The 20,197-nt window shown below is 66.9% G+C and carries 22 protein-coding genes, 1 tRNA gene and 1 pseudogene; 11 read left to right on the top strand and 13 right to left on the bottom strand.

From position 1 onward, the window contains the following. Nucleotides 1-105 precede the first annotated feature (105 nt). The 6 genes from NC4_RS06285 to NC4_RS06260 all read right to left on the bottom strand — a co-directional run bounded on the left by NC4_RS06285 (nt 106) and on the right by NC4_RS06260 (nt 6,881). A complete protein-coding gene (locus NC4_RS06285; RefSeq protein WP_067533618.1) occupies nt 106-1,950 on the bottom strand; it encodes a putative bifunctional diguanylate cyclase/phosphodiesterase in 1,845 nt (614 codons plus the stop codon). A 28-nt stretch (nt 1,951-1,978) separates the two neighbouring features. Next, complete coding sequence (locus NC4_RS06280; protein WP_067533615.1) at nt 1,979-4,126, bottom strand: Rv1355c family protein; 2,148 nt, start codon at nt 4,124-4,126, stop codon at nt 1,979-1,981. Between the two features lie 2 nt (nt 4,127-4,128). Continuing rightward, nucleotides 4,129-4,869, bottom strand: a complete 741-nt coding sequence (locus NC4_RS06275; RefSeq protein ID WP_067533612.1) for a hypothetical protein — start codon at nt 4,867-4,869, stop codon at nt 4,129-4,131. Between the two features lie 254 nt (nt 4,870-5,123). After that, nucleotides 5,124-5,564: a GyrI-like domain-containing protein gene (locus NC4_RS06270; protein ID WP_067533608.1), complete on the bottom strand. Its 441-nt coding sequence runs from the start codon at nt 5,562-5,564 to the stop codon at nt 5,124-5,126. Continuing rightward, nucleotides 5,561-6,004 carry a GyrI-like domain-containing protein gene (locus NC4_RS06265; RefSeq protein WP_067533606.1) on the bottom strand — a complete coding sequence of 148 codons (444 nt, stop codon included), beginning with the start codon at nt 6,002-6,004 and terminating at the stop codon, nt 5,561-5,563. Before NC4_RS06265 ends, NC4_RS06270 begins: the two co-directional genes overlap by 4 nt. Before the next feature lie 214 nt (nt 6,005-6,218). Next, nucleotides 6,219-6,881, bottom strand: coding sequence for a trimeric intracellular cation channel family protein (locus tag NC4_RS06260; RefSeq protein WP_067533603.1), 663 nt, complete (start codon nt 6,879-6,881; stop codon nt 6,219-6,221). A gap of 114 nt (nt 6,882-6,995) precedes the next feature. Here NC4_RS06260 and NC4_RS06255 point away from each other — a divergent pair, with 114 nt between their 5' ends. Both NC4_RS06255 and NC4_RS06250 read left to right on the top strand, forming a co-directional pair. After that, entirely contained in the window at nt 6,996-7,712 is a 717-nt protein-coding gene (locus NC4_RS06255; RefSeq protein ID WP_067533881.1) for a uracil-DNA glycosylase, read from the top strand. A 178-nt stretch (nt 7,713-7,890) separates the two neighbouring features. Continuing rightward, the gene (locus NC4_RS06250; protein WP_245721526.1) at nt 7,891-8,454 is read left to right on the top strand and encodes a TetR/AcrR family transcriptional regulator; all 564 of its coding nucleotides are present in this window, start codon (nt 7,891-7,893) and stop codon (nt 8,452-8,454) included. On the opposite strand, the gene NC4_RS06245 is transcribed toward NC4_RS06250, so the two are convergent. After that, complete coding sequence (locus tag NC4_RS06245) at nt 8,430-9,383, bottom strand: phosphotransferase family protein (protein WP_169814731.1); 954 nt, start codon at nt 9,381-9,383, stop codon at nt 8,430-8,432. The genes NC4_RS06250 and NC4_RS06245 overlap by 25 nt on opposite strands. A gap of 105 nt (nt 9,384-9,488) precedes the next feature. Between NC4_RS06245 and NC4_RS06240 the strand changes: the two genes are divergently transcribed. Both NC4_RS06240 and NC4_RS38720 read left to right on the top strand, forming a co-directional pair. Further along, a tRNA-Ala gene (locus NC4_RS06240) sits at nt 9,489-9,561 on the top strand. 134 nt (nt 9,562-9,695) lie between these two features. After that, nucleotides 9,696-9,929 (top strand): annotated as a pseudogene (locus tag NC4_RS38720) (SLOG cluster 4 domain-containing protein); the annotation flags it as partial. 33 nt (nt 9,930-9,962) lie between these two features. Here NC4_RS38720 and NC4_RS06235 read toward each other — a convergent pair. Then, nucleotides 9,963-10,412 (bottom strand): nitroreductase/quinone reductase family protein, encoded by a 450-nt coding sequence (locus tag NC4_RS06235; RefSeq protein WP_067533592.1) that lies wholly within the window; start codon nt 10,410-10,412, stop codon nt 9,963-9,965. A gap of 207 nt (nt 10,413-10,619) precedes the next feature. Here NC4_RS06235 and NC4_RS06230 point away from each other — a divergent pair, with 207 nt between their 5' ends. Beyond that, a complete protein-coding gene (locus tag NC4_RS06230; protein WP_439957485.1) occupies nt 10,620-11,609 on the top strand; it encodes an alpha/beta hydrolase in 990 nt (329 codons plus the stop codon). 81 nt (nt 11,610-11,690) lie between these two features. Here NC4_RS06230 and NC4_RS06225 read toward each other — a convergent pair whose 3' ends face one another. Further along, a complete protein-coding gene (locus NC4_RS06225) occupies nt 11,691-12,125 on the bottom strand; it encodes a DoxX family protein (protein ID WP_067533589.1) in 435 nt (144 codons plus the stop codon). Nucleotides 12,126-12,225: 100 nt separating this feature from the next. On the opposite strand from NC4_RS06225, the gene NC4_RS06220 reads away from it, so the two are divergent. From NC4_RS06220 to NC4_RS06210, 3 genes are all read left to right on the top strand, one after another. Next, nucleotides 12,226-12,792: a TetR/AcrR family transcriptional regulator gene (locus tag NC4_RS06220; protein WP_067533873.1), complete on the top strand. Its 567-nt coding sequence runs from the start codon at nt 12,226-12,228 to the stop codon at nt 12,790-12,792. A 121-nt stretch (nt 12,793-12,913) separates the two neighbouring features. Then, nucleotides 12,914-13,402 carry a Dps family protein gene (locus tag NC4_RS06215; protein WP_067533586.1) on the top strand — a complete coding sequence of 163 codons (489 nt, stop codon included), beginning with the start codon at nt 12,914-12,916 and terminating at the stop codon, nt 13,400-13,402. A gap of 87 nt (nt 13,403-13,489) precedes the next feature. Continuing rightward, nucleotides 13,490-14,416, top strand: coding sequence for an endonuclease/exonuclease/phosphatase family protein (locus NC4_RS06210; protein WP_067533583.1), 927 nt, complete (start codon nt 13,490-13,492; stop codon nt 14,414-14,416). 24 nt (nt 14,417-14,440) lie between these two features. On the opposite strand, the gene NC4_RS06205 is transcribed toward NC4_RS06210, so the two are convergent. Beyond that, nucleotides 14,441-15,049 (bottom strand): ABC transporter permease, encoded by a 609-nt coding sequence (locus NC4_RS06205; protein ID WP_067533580.1) that lies wholly within the window; start codon nt 15,047-15,049, stop codon nt 14,441-14,443. A 129-nt stretch (nt 15,050-15,178) separates the two neighbouring features. Continuing rightward, a complete protein-coding gene (locus NC4_RS06200) occupies nt 15,179-16,006 on the bottom strand; it encodes an SDR family NAD(P)-dependent oxidoreductase (RefSeq protein ID WP_067533577.1) in 828 nt (275 codons plus the stop codon). 65 nt (nt 16,007-16,071) lie between these two features. Between NC4_RS06200 and NC4_RS06195 the strand changes: the two genes are divergently transcribed. The 3 genes from NC4_RS06195 to NC4_RS06185 are packed head-to-tail and all read left to right on the top strand — an operon-like array spanning nt 16,072 to nt 18,089. Continuing rightward, the gene (locus NC4_RS06195; RefSeq protein WP_067533574.1) at nt 16,072-16,875 is read left to right on the top strand and encodes an SDR family NAD(P)-dependent oxidoreductase; all 804 of its coding nucleotides are present in this window, start codon (nt 16,072-16,074) and stop codon (nt 16,873-16,875) included. A gap of 58 nt (nt 16,876-16,933) precedes the next feature. Next, nucleotides 16,934-17,809, top strand: a complete 876-nt coding sequence (locus NC4_RS06190; protein ID WP_067533571.1) for an alpha/beta fold hydrolase — start codon at nt 16,934-16,936, stop codon at nt 17,807-17,809. Between the two features lie 46 nt (nt 17,810-17,855). Beyond that, nucleotides 17,856-18,089 carry a hypothetical protein gene (locus NC4_RS06185; RefSeq protein WP_067533568.1) on the top strand — a complete coding sequence of 78 codons (234 nt, stop codon included), beginning with the start codon at nt 17,856-17,858 and terminating at the stop codon, nt 18,087-18,089. Nucleotides 18,090-18,108: 19 nt separating this feature from the next. On the opposite strand, the gene NC4_RS06180 is transcribed toward NC4_RS06185, so the two are convergent. Together NC4_RS06180 and NC4_RS06175 are read right to left on the bottom strand one after the other, a co-directional pair. Further along, nucleotides 18,109-18,954 carry a hypothetical protein gene (locus NC4_RS06180; protein ID WP_067533565.1) on the bottom strand — a complete coding sequence of 282 codons (846 nt, stop codon included), beginning with the start codon at nt 18,952-18,954 and terminating at the stop codon, nt 18,109-18,111. Between the two features lie 3 nt (nt 18,955-18,957). After that, nucleotides 18,958-20,196 carry an FG-GAP repeat domain-containing protein gene (locus tag NC4_RS06175; protein WP_067533562.1) on the bottom strand — a complete coding sequence of 413 codons (1,239 nt, stop codon included), beginning with the start codon at nt 20,194-20,196 and terminating at the stop codon, nt 18,958-18,960. Nucleotide 20,197: the final 1 nt, after the last annotated feature.

Raw genomic sequence — 20,197 nt, 5'->3', positions numbered from 1 at the left:
CTGTCAGTCGGCACGCTACTACGCGAACACTATTGTTCGCGAGTCGGGAAACGGTCTCGACACACCCCTATTTCTCGGGGGTTTCAACCGGGCCACCGGCCGGGGTCAGGGGCGCCCGGAGCCGGGTAGGTCCAGGTCCAGCGCGATTCTCCCGGCGGCCAGATGCGCCTCCACCTCATCGGCGGGCATCGGCCGCGCGATCAGGAAGCCCTGCGCGCGATAGCACCCCAGCGCCACCAGCGTACGCGCCGCGACGGTCGTCTCCACACCTTCTCCCACCACGCCGAGGCCGAACGAACCGGCCAGCCCCACAATCGATTTCACAATCGCGAGATCATCCGCGCTGGCCCCCAGCCGCTGCACGAACCCGCGGTCGATCTTCACCGCGTCCACCGGCAGCGCCTTCAGATGCGACAGCGACGAATACCCGGTGCCGAAATCGTCGATGGCGATCTGCACGCCCATTCGCTTGAGCCCCCGCAGCGTCACCTGGGTGCGCGCCAGATCCTGCACCACCACATGCTCGGTGATCTCCAGGCACACCGACGACCCGTCGATCCCGAACCGCCGCAGCACCCCCTCCATGGTCTCCACGAAGTCCAGGCTCACCAACTGCACCGGCGATACATTGATCCGGATGACCACATTCGACGCCAGCCCCCGCCGCCGCCACTGCGCGAACTGCTCACACGCCGAGCGAATCACCCAGCGCCCCAACTCCCCCGCGAGATTGGTGGCCTCCGCCACCCCCACGAACGCCCCCGGCGGCAACAGCCCGCGCGTCGGATGCTGCCACCGCACCAGCGCCTCCAGCGCCACCACCCGCCCGGTCCGCAAATCCACCTCGGGCTGGTAGTGCAGCAGCAGCGACCCGTCCGACACCGCCCCGCGCAGGTTCAGTTCCACATCGTCCTGCAGCTCGAACTGCGCCCGCATGGCATCGGTGAACACCGCGACCCCGTTGCCGCCACTGGACTTGGCCGACAACAGCGCATGATCGGCCCGCCGCAACACCTCGGCCACCGTGGTCTCCCCCGGAATCCCCAGCGCCACGCCGACACTCGCCCCACGGCTGACCGTCTCCCCGCCCACGGTGACCCGCCGGGCGACGAGCGCCTGAACTCGATTGGCCTCGGAGTCGGCCGCCGCCGCATCCATTGGCTTGGCTGGGACGATAACGAACTCGTCCCCACCCAACCGGGCAATCATGTCTCCGGGCTCCAGATGCTCGCGAAGTCGCGCAGCGAGCTTGCGAATGAAATTGTCACCGGCGGTGTGCCCGAGGAAATCGTTCAGCGCCTTCAGCCGATCCAAATCCAGGAAGAACGCGGCCACCGGTCCCGAGTTACCAGGTCTGAGCCGTTCCTCCATGTGCTCCAGCAGCGCCCGACGGTTGGACAACCCAGTCAAATCGTCGTGCATGGCGATGTAGCGCAGCCGCTCCTCGGCCTCTACACGCGCCTGCAACTGCGCGAACAGCGCGGCAATCGCCTTGAGTACATTGATCTCCCGAGTGCTCCACTCCCGGTCGCCGACCTTGATGAAGCCCAGTACGCCGGTCGATACGTCGCGCGAGACCAGAGGAACACAAGCAGCGGAGACCTCGGAAAACCCTGTGGCGCCCTGAATGTACTGCTGATAGTCGGGATAATCCGGACTACGTGGGACGATCATCGGTTCGGTGACGTGCTCCAACCGCGCGAATATCGAGTTGGTCTTGTCGAAGTACGCCACTCGCAACGGGTCCGGATCGACCGCCACCGGCCGAGGCGGCCACTCCGCGATCAGAATCGACGCGCGTTCTTCCCGGTCCGTGTATCGCAGGAAACTGAAATCGACATCGAAATGCTCGACCAACCAGGACAGCACCCGTTCACTCGTCGCCGCCATAGTTGTGGCGTCGACCGCCATCAACTCGGAGGCGACCTGGGTCACCAGTGAGTCGAGCATTCGCCGAGGCACCTTATCTCCGATCGCACTAGCCGCGGGTGTTCGCGCCCGGTATCGGAAGTCGCCTGCTCCGAACCGTGACCTCCGCCGCATAACTGAAGCGGAGCACCACTGCCACTGTCTCGTGCCCAGGCACTCCCAACAGGTCCAGGAAGCGTCCCTGAAGTGACGTTAGTGTATCGGCGAACTCCGGGGAAACCGTATGTAGCTCATCGGGGCGTCGGACGAACAGAAACAACGGTGAAACGGGCTGCACCGCAAGTCCCTGACGCTCGGCCTCTATCCACACACGCACCATCGCCTCACCCGCCCGCGCATAGGCAACCAGCTCGGCGGAATCGTCCAGAGGCGGCGCCGGGAAGGTCACCGCTGCCACGGCCGAGCTGGTCAGCACCCGATCTCGGATCGAGTCGCCCAACGCGATACCGCCCGACCAGGCTCGCACCAGTTCCATGACATCGGCGCGACGGCCGATCTCGAGCTTGGCCAATTCATCGGGAGCCAGGTCCAATGTCCGCAGATCCAAGCCCGTTCGCAGGTCGTCACCCGGCCACCGAAGTTCGGTGAACATTTCCTCGTGCAATCGCGGAGTCAGGTACCGCGCACGATCGGACTCTGCGAGCAGCCGTGCCAGACTGTCGATTTCGCTGCGATCGGTCAGGCACCGCAACCTCGCACCAGCGGTCGCGGCGATATCGGCCATGGATCCCAAGACCTCTGCGGGAATCGGCGTCCCGGTACCGGAGCGCCGATTCGTGTGCCTGGTGAGCAATGCCGGGTAGTCGCGGGCAAGCCGCGGATCGGAGTCGGTACCCAGTGCCAAGGTGGCGGTGAGCCTGCCGGGGCCATCGGAGTGCAAGTGGCTACCGCCGAGGATGCCCAGCGCGGCTGCGGCGGCACGCGCGCTGTACAGCGCGGCCCCGACCGACAGCGCGCTACCGCGATAGCCGATGTCCACAATCGAAGATCGTTCGGGTGCAATGGAAATCGTCACGGAATCGGCCCCCGCCAGCAGTGTCCACGGCTGCGTATTGCCCCCGGATGGCGCGCGCTGCGCGCACTCGAGGACAGCCTCGATCGGAGTCGCGGGCTCTGGCTCACCGACTGCTCCCTCGAACCACACGAGTTCATCGCCGAGCGATGGCTCGGCGATATCGTCAAGGCAACGGTCCACATCGACCCTGGTACGCCCGGACGGCAGCTTCTCCTGCAACCCGATACGGCGAACGGCCGCCGCGATGATGGCCCCACCGAGCTGAACGTCGCCGCCGAGCTGCGGCCAACTGTTCAAGGTTTCGCCGATCTCTACCATGCTCGCCGCGAGTTTCCCGGATAGATTGCGGCCGTCCAGGATCCGGATGACATGTGGCGCCTTGTCGCGAGTTGACAGCCCGCGCAGATCTGCGGCGCGGGTATCGCCGAGCAAGCCGTGGAAGGGCAGACGATCGGGCTCATGATCGAAGCGCTCCACATCCAGCAATCCGCGGTCATTGGACTGCATCAGGAGCGGGATCCGGTGGCGGCGAGCACCCTCGCGTACCGCAAGTTTGATATCGAGGGAGTCGCACTCCTCGATAACGATCGACAGTCCCGTCAGGAAATCATCGATATTCGAGTCGGTGATGCCCTCGCCGAAAACCTCAACCGGCAGATACGGATCGAGCTCCGCAATACGGCGGGCCGCAACAACGGCCTTGTTGACGCCAATATCGAACAGCGTTCCCGAGACGCGATTCAGATTCGTCAGCTCGATCGTATCGAAATCCGCAAGCCGCAGACGACCGCAGATTCCTTCGAGCGCCAGCGTATAGGCGGCGGCGTGACCCACACTCTGACCGACGATTCCGATGACCTGCCCGGCGAGATTCTCCTGCTCGTCCCGGGTGAGGTTGTTGCGATTGCGGTCGAGCCGGACCGCGCGCAGCAGCTGCGGACCGGGCAGGGCGATGACGGCACGTCGCCACGGGTAATAGACCCAGCGGTCAGATTCGGGCCCTTCAGACAATTCCGGTACCGATACCAGCCCATCGAATTCGGCACGCAGCAAACCGCGCAAATCGGAAAACTCGATCACCGAATCGGACCGCAATGAGGCAAGCCGCTCGGCATCTCCGGAATCGAGTTCATCGAATAGCAGCGGTCGATAATTGTCGACCGGGACTTGATCGCCGCCCATGCCTACGCCAGTCCCTCGCTCCGAGACCAACTGAGGGTTCCACTGGCCTCGAGTTCGGACAATTCGGCTTCGATGAGCCGCACTTGCAAATCCGTGGCGACAGACTGATAGGTCTGCATATCCCACCACACCGGAACGGTGCGGTAACGGTCATCCGGATACGACGAAGCAGGAATCCACCATGCCACATTCGCACCACTGCTGCGGTAGCACTTGAGTGCATGCTGCGGTGCGACACCCACCGCGTACCTGACACCGAGCAGCACCATGCTGTGGACGATGCAGCGGGCGACCCAATCCGCCAGAGCGCCACGATGTTGCGCGTCGCGCGCAGTCCAGCCCGCCTTGCACTCGATCACACCATCTGGAATCTGGTCGGCGACCATGCGCCGGAACGCCGCGTCGCCGGGCAGGCCCGCCCAGCTCACGACCGCATGCACCTGCTCGACGTGTTTATGCGGACCCTCCGCCCGCACACCCGCGACAACCCTTCCGCTGGAATCGATTGCAACGCCGAAGAGGGTGGTCGAGCGGCCGTCGATCACCGCGTCATAGTCGAGTGTGTCCTCGGATCCGTAGTGCCGGTAAACCTCCAGCGCACCATCCATACACTGACGCCACAGGTGTGGATCAGCCTCGGGCGACCCCACCAGGAACGTGCAGCGGGTTCGCGGATCCTGAAATCGGAGCATGCCGTCACCAGGACCTTCCGCCGGGACGAGCGCTATCGGTTCGATTGCCATAAGGTTTCCCACTTCACTACCGCGCTGACTGCACGCCGTTAACGCCGCTCCCATTCGATACGGCCATGTATCGACCGTGCCTGGCATGGGCACCTAGGGGAGTATCCGTCAGCCAACGAAAATTGTCTAGGCATCTGGCAAATGTCCCGAAACCCGTATGCGTGTCCGGAAAGCACCCCAGGTCAAACCATTGCTATCAGTCATGAAAAACGGTCGAGAGACCGATTGGTTCCAATTCAGTTAACTTTCAGCAATCAGACCAGGATGGAGATGAAGAGCTCCAGTTCGGCCGGTCCCGACCAGATCTCGATCTCCTCGCGGTAGGCCCGGGTGATCTCCGCCGATGCCGTCGCATCGTCGACCTGGGCCCAGACGTCCTCGGCCGGATCGTGGTAGTCGCCATTGGGGCGGAAGCGGGCGTAGACGCCCTTGGGGACCCTGATCAGAACGTCGCCGACGGGGGCGTCGTCGGGATCGCGGTACTCGTAGGAGACGAGCACGTTGTAGTTGCCGGCCGGATCGGGGACGTACACCGTGGCCAGTGGGCGGTCCGCTGCGCTGCTGTTGCGGTCGCGCAGGCGGTCGCGCAGGAACTCGATGAGCTCGCTGTTGCTCACCTTGAAGGACGGGCGGACCCGGGGCACCACGAGCCCGCCGTAGACGCCGCCGGGGCGCACCACTATCGAATAGGTCATGGGGCCTCGACCGCCAGGTACAGGTCGATCTTGTAGGCGTGCGGGTAGGTCTCGAAATCGCCGGTGTGGGTGCGCTTGATCTGGTTGTGCTCCTCCGCGAAGGCGATCTGGGTCCACAGGTCGGTCATGACCTGGGGGAAATTTCCGACCGAGGAGAACCGGGCGTAGGTGCCGCGCGGTAGGCGGGCGACCACGTGGCCGCGGGTGACCGCGTCGAAGGAGCCGCACTGGTAGCCGACGATCTGGGTGTTGTAGGTGCCCAGTTCGGCCGCGTAGTCGGTGTAGGCCGAGGCCAGCGGGCCGCCCAGCTCCTGATGCAGCACAGCGGCCCAGGCCACTTCCAGATCGTGGTCGCGCAGTTCCCCGAGGGCACGTTTCGGACTGCGTACCGGCAGCCCGGCAACCCACGTCTCGTCCCGCTCGACGATCTCAAACTGCATGGGTAGGAACTCTCTCGGAGGTTGTGAAAAGCACAGCCCGTCGGCCAACCTTCGCCATGCTATCAACCGTGGTTCGCGACACTCCGCGACACGACTCAGGTCGATCGGCTCGGCGCTGCACGCGCGCTGCGCCGGGTCTGCGGGCGAGCTGGCGCCGCACAGTGTGGCGGCTGTGAGCCGGGTGGGCGGCGGCTGCCGCGCTCGCGCCCGGCCGCTACACCGCGTCGCGGCGGCGATGCGGCCGGGCCACGGGTGCGCGCCAGTGCCGCCACAGCGCTAGCAGGCGCAGCCCCACCGCGCCCGCACCCGCCAAAGCTCCTGTCCAGAACGTGTATTGGCCGTAGTGCAGGAGCAGGGCCGTGGCCACCGAGCCCAGGAGCGCGGGCACCGCGTAGAGCTCGCCGTCGCTGAGCACGCTGGGTGTCACGCCCGCGAGCACATCCCGCACCACGCCGCCCCCGACCGCCGTGACCACGCCCAATGCCGCGGCGGAGGTGGCGGACAGGCCGTGCTGGAAGGCGGTGACGGTCCCGGTGACGCAGAAGATTCCGAGGCCGACGGCATCGGCCACATTCAGCGGCGTGCGCACCAACCGGCGCGGCGGATGCCAGAAGAAGATGAGCGCCCCGGCCAGCAGCGCGGTGGCCGCATAGCTCAGCTGGACGAAGGCCGCCGGTGGCGTGCGCCCGATAACGAGATCGCGCATGATTCCGCCCCCGGTGGCGGTGCAGATGGACAGCACGGCAATGCCCACCACGTCGAATCCGCGCCGCACCGCGAGCAGCGCCCCGGACACGCCGAATGCGAACACGCCCACCACATTTCCGACCTGCTGGGCGGCGTCGACGGCGGTGCCGAGTTCGACGAGGTTACTCATGGGGGCCGCTTCCCTTCACAGTCGCAAACACTCGGCTACCGGCGCTCAGTATGCCCGGTCGCCACGCCGGACGATCGGAGGCCGGTCGGGACGCCGATATGATTGAGTCGCTTCGTGTGCCGCACAATTGCCCAGCTGGACGGGGATATTGCCGCCTGCCGCGCCTGCCCGCGACTGGTCGCCTGGCGGGAACAGGTCGCACGCGAGAAACGGGCGGCCTTTCGTGACGAAAATTACTGGGGCAAACCGGTTCCCGGGTACGGTCCCGACGATGCGCGACTGCTGGTGGTCGGCCTCGCCCCCGCCGCGCACGGCGGTAACCGCACCGGCCGCATGTTCACCGGGGATCGCAGCGCCGATGTGCTGATCGCGGCCATGCACGCCGCCGGACTCGCCAATCAAGCCACCAGTCGACACCGCGACGACGGCCTGCGCTTCCGCGGCGCCCGCGTCACCGCGCCAGTGCACTGCGCCCCGCCGGACAACAAACCCACTCCGGTGGAACGCGATACCTGCCGCCGCTGGCTCGATCGCGAGCTCACCCTGCTCGCCCCCACCCTGCGGTCGATCGTGGTGCTGGGCGCGTGGGGCTGGCAGGCGCTGCTGCCCGCCCTCGCCGAATCCGGTTGGCGGGTGCCGAAACCCAGGCCGAAATTCGGACACGCGGTGCACTACACCCTGGCGCCCGCCGCGCCCGGGCGCGGCGATCTGCACCTGTTCGGCTCCTATCACCCCAGCCAGCAGAACACCTGCACCGGCCGGTTGACCCCGGCCATGCTGGAGGCCGTCCTGGGCGATGCGGCCTGCGCCGCGGGGCTGCCCGGGCGATGAGCCGGATACGAGCCCCCGAGGCACCCGATACGATGCGGTCGTGAGCAGGGCCGATAACACCACCCACGGCAGCGTCGGCTCCCGGGACGCGGCCGCCGCCGTACCGGCCGACCACCTCGAGTCCGAGCCGGTCGCACCCGCCCGCGCCAAGCGGCGGCGCGCCGATACCCGGCAGCGACTGCTGGACGCGGCCTTCGACGCCTTCGCCGACGACGGGCTGGGCCGCACCACGGTCGAGCAGATCTGCGATCGGGCCGGATTCACCCGGGGGGCCTTCTATTCGAACTTCAGCTCGCTGGAGGAGTTGTTCCTCGCCATGTGGGAGCAGCGCTCCGCGCAACTGCTGGAGAGCGTGACCGCCTTCCTCGACGCCGACCTCGATGTCAGCGACTCTCGCCAAGCGGTGGAGTACCTGCTCAGCGCGGTCCCGATGGACGACAAGTGGTTTCGCATCACCGCCGAGTTCACCGCGCACGCCTTACGCAATCCGGAGCTACGCCGGGTGATGGTGGCCCGTGAGGAGGCCATCCGCGGCGCTCTCATGCCGGTGGCGGTGACCCTGCTCGAACGCGCCGGGCGCCGCATACCCGATCCGGACGCCATGGGCCGCGCCCTGATCGCCGTCCACGACGGCACCGCGACCCAATGTCTGCTCGAGCCGGGCGATCCCGCCGTCCTGGCGCACCGCACCGACCTGTTCCTGCACGTGTTCGAGGCTTACAGCGAGCCTCTCGCGCCCTGACCCCCGAAGCGGGCCAGCGCCTCACACACGCGGCGCACGCTGACATCCCGGAACTCCGGCATAGCGTGATCGATCGCATGCAGCACATCGATGGCCGAATCCGAGGACGCCCAGAAATCCAGCTTCGCCGCCAGCCGCGCATCCAGCTCCAGCCCCCGGCATTCCCGTACGCGCCGAACGAATTCCGCCCCCGCCTCCGGCCACAGATAGCACAGGTCGTAGTCCGGATCCCCGATCTGCGCATCCCCGAAATCGATGACCCCGCTGATCCGATCACCGCTGAGCAGCACATGATCCAGGCTGATATCCGCGTGAATCAATGTCGGCGCATACGCGAAATTCTCGTCCTCCCCCAGGTATCCCTCCCACCGCGCCAGCAACTCCCGCCCCTCGGCCCGCGGCAGCAATGGAATCACCTCCGCCCGAATCCTTTCCAGATCCTCCCCGTACTCCGCCCGCATATCCCGCTCCAGCACCCCCAGCTCCCGCGCCCGCTCCACCGGAAACCCCTGCACCTCCCCTATGAACCCCGCGATCACCCGCGCCGTCTCCCCCCGCTCCAGCAAGCCCCGCGCCCGCCACACGTCCTCCCCCACCGAGTCCCCCGGCACCGCCGGATAAACACAACACTCCCCCGGCCCGATCGGATTGGCCGCCAGGAACGCGAACCGCGGAATCACCACCGAAACCCGCTCCCCCAACTCCGGCAGCAACCGCGCCTCCTGCGCGATCCCCTCCGCCCCGTCCACCCCCTTGGGCATCCGCACCACGAACTCCCCCTCCTCCGAGGTCACCAGAACCGCCACGCTCTCCATCCCCTCCCCCAGCACCCGCACCGTCCCCCGCGCCAGTTCCGGCCGCACCGACCCCGCCAACATCCCCCCGACCTTCTCCGCCCAATCCCCCGCCAACTCCGAATGCGCAGTCATATCCACCCCGCCCATCCTAGGAAAAACCCCCACCAACCTGCCGATTCGGTCCCCCGCCCAGCCACCTGCTAGAGTCTTCCAACGCAGGCCGGAAACGACCAGCACGGGGCTATAGCGCAGTTGGTAGCGCGCTTCGTTCGCATCGAAGAGGTCAGGGGTTCGATTCCCCTTAGCTCCACATTGGAAGACAAGCTGGCCCGGCGGAAACGCTGGGCCCGCTTTCTTTTGTCGTTCGTAGCGGGTCGGGAGGGCCTTCGCCGCACTGGGATGGCATAGGGCATCTGACCGAGACGGGTTCTCTACAGTGGCCAGATGAACATCTGCGTTTTCCTGTCCGCGGCGGATCTCGACGAGCGCTACACCGGTCCGACGCGCGAGTTCGCCGAACTGATCGGCAAGGGTGGGCACACCCTGGTGTGGGGCGGGTCGGATGTGGGGCTGATGAAGGTGCTCGCGGACGGGGTGCAGGACGCCGGTGGGCGGCTGGTGGGGGTGTCGGTGGAGTTCCTGCAGCACAAGGCGCGCAAGCAGGCCGACGAGATGATCGTCGCGGCCGATCTGGCGGAGCGGAAGGCTCGATCAGCGCGGCGTGAGGCGGACCAGCGGATATTGCCTATCGGCTTTGCGCTGATACTTGGCGTAGCGCGGCTGGGCGGTGGTGATCAGCTTCCACGCCTGCTCGCGATCGGCGCCGCTCAGTTTGTGCGGGGCGACCGAAACCGTGCTACGGCCGGGGAATTCGGCCGAGACGCCGTCCGGGTGGGCCATCAGGTTGACATACCAGTCGGGATGCACGGGGCCACCGCCCGAGGCGACCACGAGCCAGGTGTCGTCACCGTCGGCGAACCAGGACAGCGGGGTCTGGCTCGGCTGCCCGGTCTTGGCGCCAACGGTGTTCAGGATCAGCATGTCCATGCCCATCATCCGGGCGGTGCCCTTGCGGCGCATCTTGACCACGGTGCGGGCGTTGACCTTTCGCTGGAACCACAGCGACAGCGCATGGGACTTGCGTGTGCTCGCCTGAGTCATTGCCGGTTCCTCCTGTCGGTTGCCGATGGCTCTGACCTCTGCGAACAACGCTAGAGAGGCCGGTGCGGCCGACGCTTCTCGATTCCTGATCGGTTCCCCGATCCGGCCGGACCGGCGCGCGCATATGCGCCAACTTGGGAGGAGCCTCAGCGGGATCGGCGGGGCTTCGGTAATTTACTCGCACAAGGAGGAGGTAATCGGGTGGAAATCGCTGCACGGTTCGGGAACCGGCGGATCATCGGTGGGTTGTTGCGCAAGAGCATTGCCGTCCTGGCGGCCGCGACGCTGACGACCGGTCTGGGCGCGGCGGTGGCCACCGCGGCGCCGGGCCACGGTCCGCTGAAGCAGGCGCCTGCGGGCGGGTTCGAGAACCTCTGGGTGCCGTCGAGCATGGGCCCGATCAAGGTTCAGGTGCAGTGGGCCTCGCGCGGCGGCAGCGCGGCGCTCTATGTGCTCGACGGCCTGCGGGCGCCCGACGACCACAGCCAGTGGACCACCGATACCGATGCGCTGCGCCAGTTCGCGGGCGACAATGTGACCTTGGTGTTCCCGGTGGGCGGCCGCTCCAGCTTCTACTCCGACTGGTACCGGCCCAGCAGCACCAACGGCCAGCGCACGACCTACAGGTGGGAAACCTTCCTCACCCGGGAGCTGCCCGATTTCCTTGCCGGATACGGTGTCTCGCGCACCAACAACGGCATTGTCGGGGCGTCCATGGGCGGCAATGCCGCACTCATCCTGGCGGCGCACCATCGCGATCAGTTCCGGTTCGCCGGATCCTTCTCCGGCTATGTGAACCCGACCTTCCCGGCGTGGAACGAGGGAATGCGGGCCGCCATGCGGGACGAGGGCAACTTCAATGTGGACGATATGTGGGGCCCGGTGGGTGATCCCGCGTGGACCCGCAATGACGCCACCCTGCAGGCCGAATTGCTGCGCGGGCTGCCGATGTACGTCTGGTCGGGCAATGGCGTGCCCGGCGCGCCGGATCTGACCAATGGACTCGGCAACACCATCAATGCCATGGCCCTCGAGGCCATGACCCAGACCGCCGCGCAGATCTTCGCGAATCGCATTGCGGCCTTGGGCATTCCGGCCCGCATCGAAATCGGCCACGGCACGCACACCTGGCCGTACTGGGGGCAGGCGCTCGCCAAGGCGCGCCCGTCCATCCTCGACGCCCTCGGCGCGCACTGAATCGAACACCGCGCGAAACGGCTCCCGGCCAGGACATCCTGCCGGGAGCCGTTTCTTGTATGACGGTGCACGCCAACGATTTCAACCCACGATGACGAGCACGCAGGCGCCGATGAAGACGGCCTGTACCAGCGTGCGCACCGGCAGCGGCATGGTGGTGATGCCACCGGCCCGGTAGGCCCGCACATTGGCGGGGAACATGATCACCAGCAGCGCCAGCAGGCAAGCGGCGGCCAGCTTGGGCGCGATCGGGAGCAGCAGCCCGATCGCTCCGGCGATCTCCAGCACCCCGGTCAGCGTGACCCAGGCGGCGGGATTGGGCAGCTGCGGCGGCACCATGCCGATCAGCGCCCCGCGCCGCGGCTGCTGAAAGTGCGCCGTGGCGGTGAGCAGGAACATGGCCGCCAGCCCGAGCTGTGCGGTATGCGCCCAGGAATCCAGCCACGCGATATCGGCCAGCAGGCCGATCAGCCTGCTGATTCCGGTGACGACGACGAGTACGACCAGCGGTTGCATCGGAAACTCCCTGCGGTGAAACGCTCAATCTTGACAGTGGCTGGATTAGGCTCGCGCCATGGAACTTGTCAATGACAAGATTCTGGGCCAGTATCGACCCATGGCGAAAACCGGCTACCACCACGGAGATCTACAGGCGACCATCCTCGCGGCCGCCGCCGACCAGATAGCCACCGAAGGCGTGGACTCCCTCTCACTGCGCGGCCTGGCGCGCCGCGCCGAGGTCTCACACGCCGCCCCCGCCCATCACTTCGGCGATCGCGCCGGGCTGCTGACCGCCCTGGCGATCGATGGATTCACCCTGCTGGCAACACAATTCAAGGCCGCGGCCGGGGACTTCCGCGAGGTGGCCGTCGCCTACATCACCTTCGCCCTGCGGCATCCGGGCCACTTCGAGGTGATGTTCCGCCGCGAACTCCTGCACGCCGACAATCCGGAGCTGGCGGCCGCGCGCAATCGCTCCGCAGCCGCCCTCCGCACCGGCGTCACCGCCCTGCGCCCCGAGGACACGCCCCGCCACCAACGGGATGCGCAATTGGCGGCCTGGTCCCTGGTGCACGGCTTCGCCTCGCTCTGGCACGAGGGCGCGCTGGTCGACTCCAGCCTGGCCGACGACGCCCCCGAGTCCCTGGCCCGCCGCATGGTCGCCACCATCGACTTTCGCTGAAAAACCCCAGCACAGCGATGTGTTGGAGGTCATCTTCGGAATGCTGGCCGACCCCACCCTTCGCGCATAATCTGGAATTATTCCAGAAAACGAATCCGGGTAGATCCCGAAAGGAGCTATCGTGACCAGCACGCTGCCCAAGGGCTCCATCACCAGCACCATCGGCAAGGCCGAGACCAAGGTCGTCGGCGTCGTCCTCCAGGAAGCCCTGACCGACCTCATCGATCTGGGACTCACCGCCAAGCAGGCGCACTGGAATGTCGTCGGCCCTCACTTCCGCTCGGTGCATCTGCAACTCGACGAATTGGTCGACAGCAGCCGCCAGTTCGCCGATGCGGTGGCCGAACGCGCTGCGGCGCTGGGCATCTCACCGGACGGCCGGGCCGCGACCGTCGCCGCAGGCGCACCCGCCTTTCCGGCCGGGTATCTGGCCGACCGTGTCGTGGTCGAGCTGATCGTCGGCCGCCTCGACACCACGATCCGCCAGTTGCGCGGACATATCGAGGCCACCGCCACCGCGGATCCGGTCACCCAGGATCTGCCCATCGGCATGACCGCCGAGCTTGAGAAGCTCCGCTGGATGTTCCAGGCGCAGACGGCCGCCGACTGATCCGACCGCCGGGTCCCGTCCCGCACCCGCCACCGGCTCCTGCCAGAGTGGTGATCGTGAAGTCGAAGGTGGTGCGGGTCGGAGCCGGTGGCGGGCGCGGCGACGGTGGCGGGGCTCATCGGAGTCGCGGTGCATTTCAACCGGTCATCGGCCGAACCGCTGGTGCTGGCGGCCTCCGTGGCGCCCTACCTCATGATCGGCGCGCTGGTCGGGGCGGCGGTATTCGCGGGACTGCGGCAGTGGATCGGGGCCGGGGTGGCGGTGCTCGTGCTCGGCCTCGGCGTGTGGACCCAGGCCCCGCTCTACCTCGACCGCGGCGGCTCGGACGGGCAGCCGGTGACGGTCATGCAGGCCAATCTGCTGTTCGACGGGGCGGATCCGCAAGCCCTGGTGGACGAGGTCCGCGAACGGAAGGTCACTCTGCTCACCGTCAACGAGCTCACCTCCGCGGCGATCGAGGGGCTCGGCCGGGCTGGGCTCGATCAGCTGCTCCCACACCGGTATCTCTCCCCCGGCCGCACCGCGGCGGGCACCGGAATCTGGAGCAGCTACCCGCTGTCCGACACCGTCGAATACGACGGCTATGTGCTGAACCAGCTTTCGGCGACCGCGACCATACCGGGTGCGGGTCCGGTCACGGTGTACGCCTTCCATCCGGTGCCGCCGGTGTACAGCACCCGGGTCTGGGACGACGAATTGTCCCGGCTGCGAGCGATTCTCGACCGATCCCCGGCGGATCGGCCCGCCATTGCCGGTGGGGATTTCAATGCGACCTTCGACCACGCGCAGTTCCGCCGGATGCTCTCCGGACGGTTCGGCGACGCCGCCGAGCAGGCGGGGGCGGGACATCTGGTGACCTATCCGACGGACAAGACGTTCCCGCCCCTGGTCGGCATCGATCACATCCTGGTGGCCGATGGGCATGCGACCGCGGTGGAAACGATCGCCGTGCCCGGCGCCGACCACCGCGCACTGATCGCCGAAATCCAGCTGCGCCCACCGACCGTCCGCTGACGGTCGATGGGCGCTTCGGTGCGATCAGGCCGGAACCGCCACGGCGCAGCGCCGCCGCTCGGCGAGAACCGCGGCGCGACGGCGGGGTTCGAGGGCCGCGGCGAGCAGGTAGGCGCCGCCGCCCGCCAGGGCGAGCAGCCAGTACGCGGAGACGCCGCCGAGAAACAGCGCGGCCGCGGAGATCAGGGCGAGCCGGGAGCCGAGGGCGTACTGCTGCACATCGCGGTAGGCGGATCCGCCTGCGAGATAGAGCAATCCGACGACCAGGCCGGATCCCGCGGGCCACAGCAGCGATTCCACGGCCGGATTGTTCAAGGCCGAGGACAGCGCGGTGATCACGATGAACAGCGCCCCGAAGCCGACCGCCCAGGAGGCGGCGAGCAGATTGCCGACGACGGCATCGGATCCGGTGGCCCCGCGCTGGGCCCGGGCGCTCACCACGCCGGTGACGATCATGGCCACCAGCATCCCGCCGACGAGCAGTGCCGACGGTAGCGCGGAAGGCATTGCGACCAGCGGATTTTCGCCGTTGGCGAGGGCGGTCGCCCCGTGGCCGACCAACCAGGCCGCGCCGAAGCCTAGGTAGGACAGGCGATTGTCGAGGACGATGCGAGAGGTGGACGGTTGGGACATGACGGTTCTCCTGTAGCCGGGGTGAGTGACTGAGCAATCACTCTTGCGATGTGAGTGACTGTACACTCACTCCACGATGGCTGTAAAGAGTTCGATTGCCCGACAAGGCAATCGCCTACCGGGACACCGTCAGAGGTTGAAGCCGCCGCCGCAGATCAGGGTCTGCCCGCTGATGTAGTCCGACTCCGGAATGCAGAACAGGTAGACGGCACCGGCCGCATCGGCGGGCGTGCCCGCGCGGCCCAGCGGGATCATCTGCTCCATGGCGGCCAGCAGATTCGGATTGACCCCGACCTTGATCTCCTTGCCCTGCACGTCGATGGTGCTGCCACCGGCCGGGGCCTCGGTCAGCCGAGTCCGGATCATGCCGTAGGCCACGGCATTCACCGTCACGTTGTAGCGGCCCCACTCCTTGGTCATGGCCAGGGTCAGCCCGAGGATGCCCGCCTTGGCCGCGGAGTAGTTCGCCTGTCCCGCATTGCCGCCCGTGCCCGCCAGCGAGGAGATATTGACGACCTTGCGGCACGGCACCGGCTCGCCCGCCTCCTTGGCCCGCTTCACCGCCGCGGAGATGACCGGCTGGGCGGCGCGCAGAATCCGGAACGGGGCCTTGAGATGCACGTCGAGAATGGCGTCCCACTGGTCGTCGGTCATCTTCTGGATGACCGAATCCCAGGTGTAGCCCGCATTGTTGACAATGATGTCGAGCCCGCCGAACTCGTCCACGGCCGTCTGCACGAAGCGCTCGGCGAAGCCCTCCTCGGTGACGCTGCCGATGCACGGCACCGCGCGCCCGCCCGCGGCCTCGATGGCGGCGAGGGTTTCCTTGGCCGGATCGGCGTCCATATCGTTGACCACGACCAGCGCGCCTTCGGAGGCGAGTTTCAGCGCGATCTCCCGGCCGATGCCGCGACCGGACCCGGAGACAATGGCGACCTTGCCATCGAGAGTTCCCATGGGAGAGTTCCTTTCAGAGGAAGTACGTTTCCAGTGAACTACACCGATTCGAGGAGAGAGCTCTCATGGCCCGTATCGCCGTCGTCACCGGCGCATCGTCCGGTATCGGAAAGGCCACCGCCGCGGAGCTGGCGAGCCACGGATACCAGGTGATCGGAACCAGCCGCAAACCCGAGACCATCGCGGAGGCCGATCGCGTTCCGGGCGTCGAATACCGCGCGCTCGACCTGACCGACGCCGCCTCGATCGATGCCTTCGCCGCCGGGTTGGGGGCCGTCGACGTGCTGGTCAACAATGCCGGGGAGAGCCAGGCCGGACCGCTGGCGGAACTGCCCGCCGAGGCCGTCGAACGGCTGTTCCAGCTCAATGTGCTCGGCCCGGTCGCGCTCACCGCGGCCGTGCTGCCTGGTATGCGCGAGCGCGGCTACGGGCGCGTGGTCATGGTCGGGTCCATGCTGGGCAGCTTCCCCATGCCCTACCGCTCGTCGTATGTGGCCACCAAGGCCGCGCTGCGCGCCTTCGCGACGGCGGCGCGTTTCGAGGAGTCCCCGTTCGGCGTGTGGATCACCACGGTGGAACCCGGCCAGGTCGATTCCGGCCTGCGTGAGCGTCGCACTAAATACGTGCACGAGCAGTCCCCGCACCTCGGCGAGTTCACGCGCTTCATGGCCAAACTCGACGAGCAGCAGGCCAAGGGCATCACCCCGGCGAAGGTGGGTGTCACCATCCGCAAGGCCGTCGAGGCGCAGCGCCCGCAGCCGCTCTACGCGGTGGGCAGCAATGCGCCGGTGCTGTTCGCGGTGCGCCGGTTGCTGCCGCGTGCGGTCATGGAACGCATCATCGCGGCATCGATGGGTCTGCGCCGCTGACAACGGCGCCGCGCATGGGGCAGGATCGAGACAGCGGCACGGCGTTGGGAGATCGACGATGAGACCCGAACTCGCGGACTGGCTGGCGCACGGCGACCATTTCGAGCACGGCGGTCATTGCATCTTCTATCGCCGCGCGGGCAGCGGGCCGGTCCTGCTGCTGGTGCACGGCTATCCGTTCAACTCCTATGACTGGCATCGCATCTGGGACGATCTCACCGCGCACTACGACGTGATCGCCCCGGACATGCTCGGAATGGGCTTCTCCGACAAGCCCGTCCGGCATGACTACAGCGTGTTCGAGCACGCCGATATGCACGAGGCCCTGCTCCGGCGACTGGGTGTGGACCGCACCCTGCTGCTCGCCCACGACCTCGGCCTGACCGTGGCCCAGGAAATGCTGGCCCGCCGCCTCGCGGAGCCCGCGGGCAAGCCCGCCGTCGACGCGGTCGTATTCCTCAATGGCGGTCTGTTCTACGAGGTCTACCGGCCGCGGCCGGTGCAGCGACTGCTGCAATCGCCGCTGGGTGACGTACTGGGCCCGCTCACGCCGCCCGCGGTCGCGGCGGCCGCGGTGCGGGAGATGTTCGGCCCGGACACCAAACCCACCGGCGACGAGATGGGCGCGCTGCTCGAGGTGCTGTTCCACGGCAACGGCCGATTCGTCAATCACCGGGTGAGCCGATTCAATGTGGAGCGCAAGGCCTTCCGTGATCGCTGGGTCGAACCACTGGTCCGCGGGGCCGTCCCCATGCGTTTGATCAATGGCCCGGTCGATCCCAATTCCGGTGCGCATATGGCCGCGCGCTACCGCGAACTCGTCCCCGAACCGGACATCGTCAGCCTGGACAATATCGGCCACTGGCCGCAACTCGAAGCGCCGCGGTCGGTATTCGCCGCGGCGCATGCCTTCCTGCGGCAACACGTCCCGTGAATTCCGTATGGACGGCATGCATTCGGACGGCACGAAAGGCGGGCGCATGGAATACTTCGGCGATATGCACGACAACCCGGAGGATCCGGAGTTAGCGCAGGCCAGGATCTTTCTGGGTGAGCTGGAAAGACACATTGCGACGCTGACGCGGCGAATGCAGACGGCGCCCACCGTGGATGCGCGGCGCGCACTCAATGCCGAACTGTCGGCGGTGCGCCGATATGTCGAGCGGCTGCACCGCTGTTTTCCCGGAATTACACCGGCCCGGCCGCCGTCCTGATCTGGCGACCGGGCGCATATCAATTGATGAAGCGGAAGCAGGCCCGCTGACCGCGATCGCCCACGGTCGCCGAGGACATGCAGACACGGCTGTACTCCTTGGCGGGCAAATCGGTCAGCACACCGAAGATGTATCCATTCGAACACTGTGTGGCCAGCGGATGCACCTCCTGCGCACCGGTTTTCGTCTCGAACACCAGCGCGCCCTCGGCACAGTTGGCGTCGATGAACGGCGCCATATCCGCCAGCCAGCCGATGGTCAGCACCCGCCATTCCGGATGCAGCGACCACACCGCGCCGTCGAAGGTGACTCCGGCCGGGAATTGGTTGGTGTGCTTGAAGTCGAAACCGAGGATATTGACAGTGAAGTTGAACGGCGGCAGCAGCGACGGCGCATCGGTCTTCGCCACGGTGGCGTCACCGGTGTCATTGGGTAAGCGGAAGCAGGTTTCGGTGCGCTGCTCGGCGACGGTCACGACACCACACATTTCCGCGTACTCCCCCGCGGGATTCGCGGCGGTCACCAGATAGGTCATGGGGGTACCGCACGATGTCCCCACCGGAACGGTCTCCGGCGCGCCCGATTTCGGATAGAATACGAAATTCGCTACCGCGCAGGTGTTGTCGAAGGGCCTCGCATCCGCGAGCACGCCGAGGATTGCCGGTCGCACCCCGGGAATCAGCGTCACCACATCGCCGTCGAACAATGCGCCATCGGGTGCGGTGGTGAAATGGTTGAGGCTGGTGCCGCCCACGCTCGTGCCCCAGGACAGCGTCGGCTCAACCGCATCGGCCGGTGCGCTCCGCACCATCGCGAGCGCGAGCGCTCCGGCGGCGAACAGCGCTGCCGCACAGTATTTCCGCATGATTCAGCCCCGCTCCCCGCTCCGGTTCAGCAGTACCGCGACATCCTCGGACAGGCTGCTCATGGTGATCAGATCCGGATATCCGTCGGCATTCAGGTCCACCGTGGCGGCGGCCTGCGGCCCGAGCCCGATGGTGTGCTGTTCGACGTAGGCGAAGCCCCGGCGGCCGTCACCTTTGAAGATCACCGCCGTGGACGGCAGGTACTGCATGGCGGCCAGATCGTTGCTGCCGTCACCGTCGAAATCGCCGATGGCCACCGCGCAGGGCGCCAGGGCCGGGCCGACCAGGTTGGGCGGCCCGAAATTGCCGCGCCCGTCGCCGTAGTGGACGCTCGCGCTGAACGCGCCGATATTCGCGGTGACCAGGTCCTGGTTGCCGTCGCCGTCCACATCGGCCAGTTTCAGGTCCTCGCTGGGCAGGGCCGCGAAATTCCACCGGGGCGCGAGGAATCCGCCGCGCCGGTCGTTCACCATCACCCATATCCCCGAGGTGCCGAGATCGTGGAAGGCCAGATCGGCCCACCCGTCGTTGTCGACATCGGCGGAGACCACGCTGCCCTTGCCCAGCCCGACCCCGTACCACTGCGGTGCGGCGAAATGGCCCCGACCGTCATTGCGCATGATGCCCGCCCCGCCGGGCACCGGGACCAGATTGTTGAATGCCAGATCGACCGCGCCGTCATGATCGAAATCGGCGAGCGCGACCCCGAAGACAATGCCGCCGGTGCGATAGGTGGTGTGCGGATTGAAGTCTCGCGAATAGGTGCGGTCCACCGTGAAATTGCCGTTGCCGTCATTGAACAGCACCGCGATGCTCAGGAAGTTCGACACCACGATGTCGAGGTTCCCGGTGCCGCGCAGATCGGCCACCGCGACGGCATTCGCGCCGACCTCGGTGTGCACGAACTGATTTCGCCGCAAGGCGCCGGTTCCGTCGCCGAACATGACGGCCACGCCGTCGATCACGCCGGTGGCGGCCACATCCATGTGCCCGTCGTTATCGAAGTCACCGGTCGCCATGGTCTGCGAGCCGACGGCCGGGCCGAGACCGCCCGCGTTGTACTGCACCGATTCCCGGAAGAGGGGATTCGGCGCCGAGGATCCGGAAACCTCCTCGGCGGCAATGGATTCGCCCGGATCCGCCAGTGTGCCCGCCGATCCACCCAGGATCAGCACCGCCGCCGAGCCGGTCGCGCACAGCAGCCGTACCCGGCGCACGGTCGTGAGAAGTCGCATGCCCATC

Source organism: Nocardia crassostreae (genome assembly GCF_001613405.1).
Lineage (GTDB): Bacteria > Actinomycetota > Actinomycetes > Mycobacteriales > Mycobacteriaceae > Nocardia > Nocardia crassostreae.
The sequence above is the reverse complement of the archived record's forward strand: the minus strand, read 5'-3'. Positions and strand labels throughout refer to the sequence as shown.

Bases quoted from the DNA above. Each gene is read 5' to 3' on its own strand.
- NC4_RS06185 (WP_067533568.1), top strand. From the start codon at position 17,856: ATGGAATACTTCGGCGATATGCACGACAACCCGGAGGATCCGGAGTTA.
- NC4_RS06280 (WP_067533615.1), bottom strand. From the start codon at position 4,126: ATGGGCGGCGATCAAGTCCCGGTCGACAATTATCGACCGCTGCTATTC.
- NC4_RS06180 (WP_067533565.1), bottom strand. From the start codon at position 18,954: ATGCGGAAATACTGTGCGGCAGCGCTGTTCGCCGCCGGAGCGCTCGCG.
- NC4_RS06220 (WP_067533873.1), top strand. From the start codon at position 12,226: ATGGCGAAAACCGGCTACCACCACGGAGATCTACAGGCGACCATCCTC.
- NC4_RS06245 (WP_169814731.1), bottom strand. From the start codon at position 9,383: ATGACTGCGCATTCGGAGTTGGCGGGGGATTGGGCGGAGAAGGTCGGG.
- NC4_RS06275 (WP_067533612.1), bottom strand. From the start codon at position 4,869: ATGGCAATCGAACCGATAGCGCTCGTCCCGGCGGAAGGTCCTGGTGAC.
- NC4_RS06205 (WP_067533580.1), bottom strand. From the start codon at position 15,049: ATGTCCCAACCGTCCACCTCTCGCATCGTCCTCGACAATCGCCTGTCC.
- NC4_RS06225 (WP_067533589.1), bottom strand. From the start codon at position 12,125: ATGCAACCGCTGGTCGTACTCGTCGTCGTCACCGGAATCAGCAGGCTG.
- NC4_RS06195 (WP_067533574.1), top strand. From the start codon at position 16,072: ATGGCCCGTATCGCCGTCGTCACCGGCGCATCGTCCGGTATCGGAAAG.
- NC4_RS06260 (WP_067533603.1), bottom strand. From the start codon at position 6,881: ATGAGTAACCTCGTCGAACTCGGCACCGCCGTCGACGCCGCCCAGCAG.
- NC4_RS06190 (WP_067533571.1), top strand. From the start codon at position 16,934: ATGAGACCCGAACTCGCGGACTGGCTGGCGCACGGCGACCATTTCGAG.
- NC4_RS06265 (WP_067533606.1), bottom strand. From the start codon at position 6,004: ATGCAGTTTGAGATCGTCGAGCGGGACGAGACGTGGGTTGCCGGGCTG.
- NC4_RS06235 (WP_067533592.1), bottom strand. From the start codon at position 10,412: ATGACTCAGGCGAGCACACGCAAGTCCCATGCGCTGTCGCTGTGGTTC.
- NC4_RS06200 (WP_067533577.1), bottom strand. From the start codon at position 16,006: ATGGGAACTCTCGATGGCAAGGTCGCCATTGTCTCCGGGTCCGGTCGC.
- NC4_RS06285 (WP_067533618.1), bottom strand. From the start codon at position 1,950: ATGCTCGACTCACTGGTGACCCAGGTCGCCTCCGAGTTGATGGCGGTC.
- NC4_RS06175 (WP_067533562.1), bottom strand. From the start codon at position 20,196: ATGGGCATGCGACTTCTCACGACCGTGCGCCGGGTACGGCTGCTGTGC.
- NC4_RS06270 (WP_067533608.1), bottom strand. From the start codon at position 5,564: ATGACCTATTCGATAGTGGTGCGCCCCGGCGGCGTCTACGGCGGGCTC.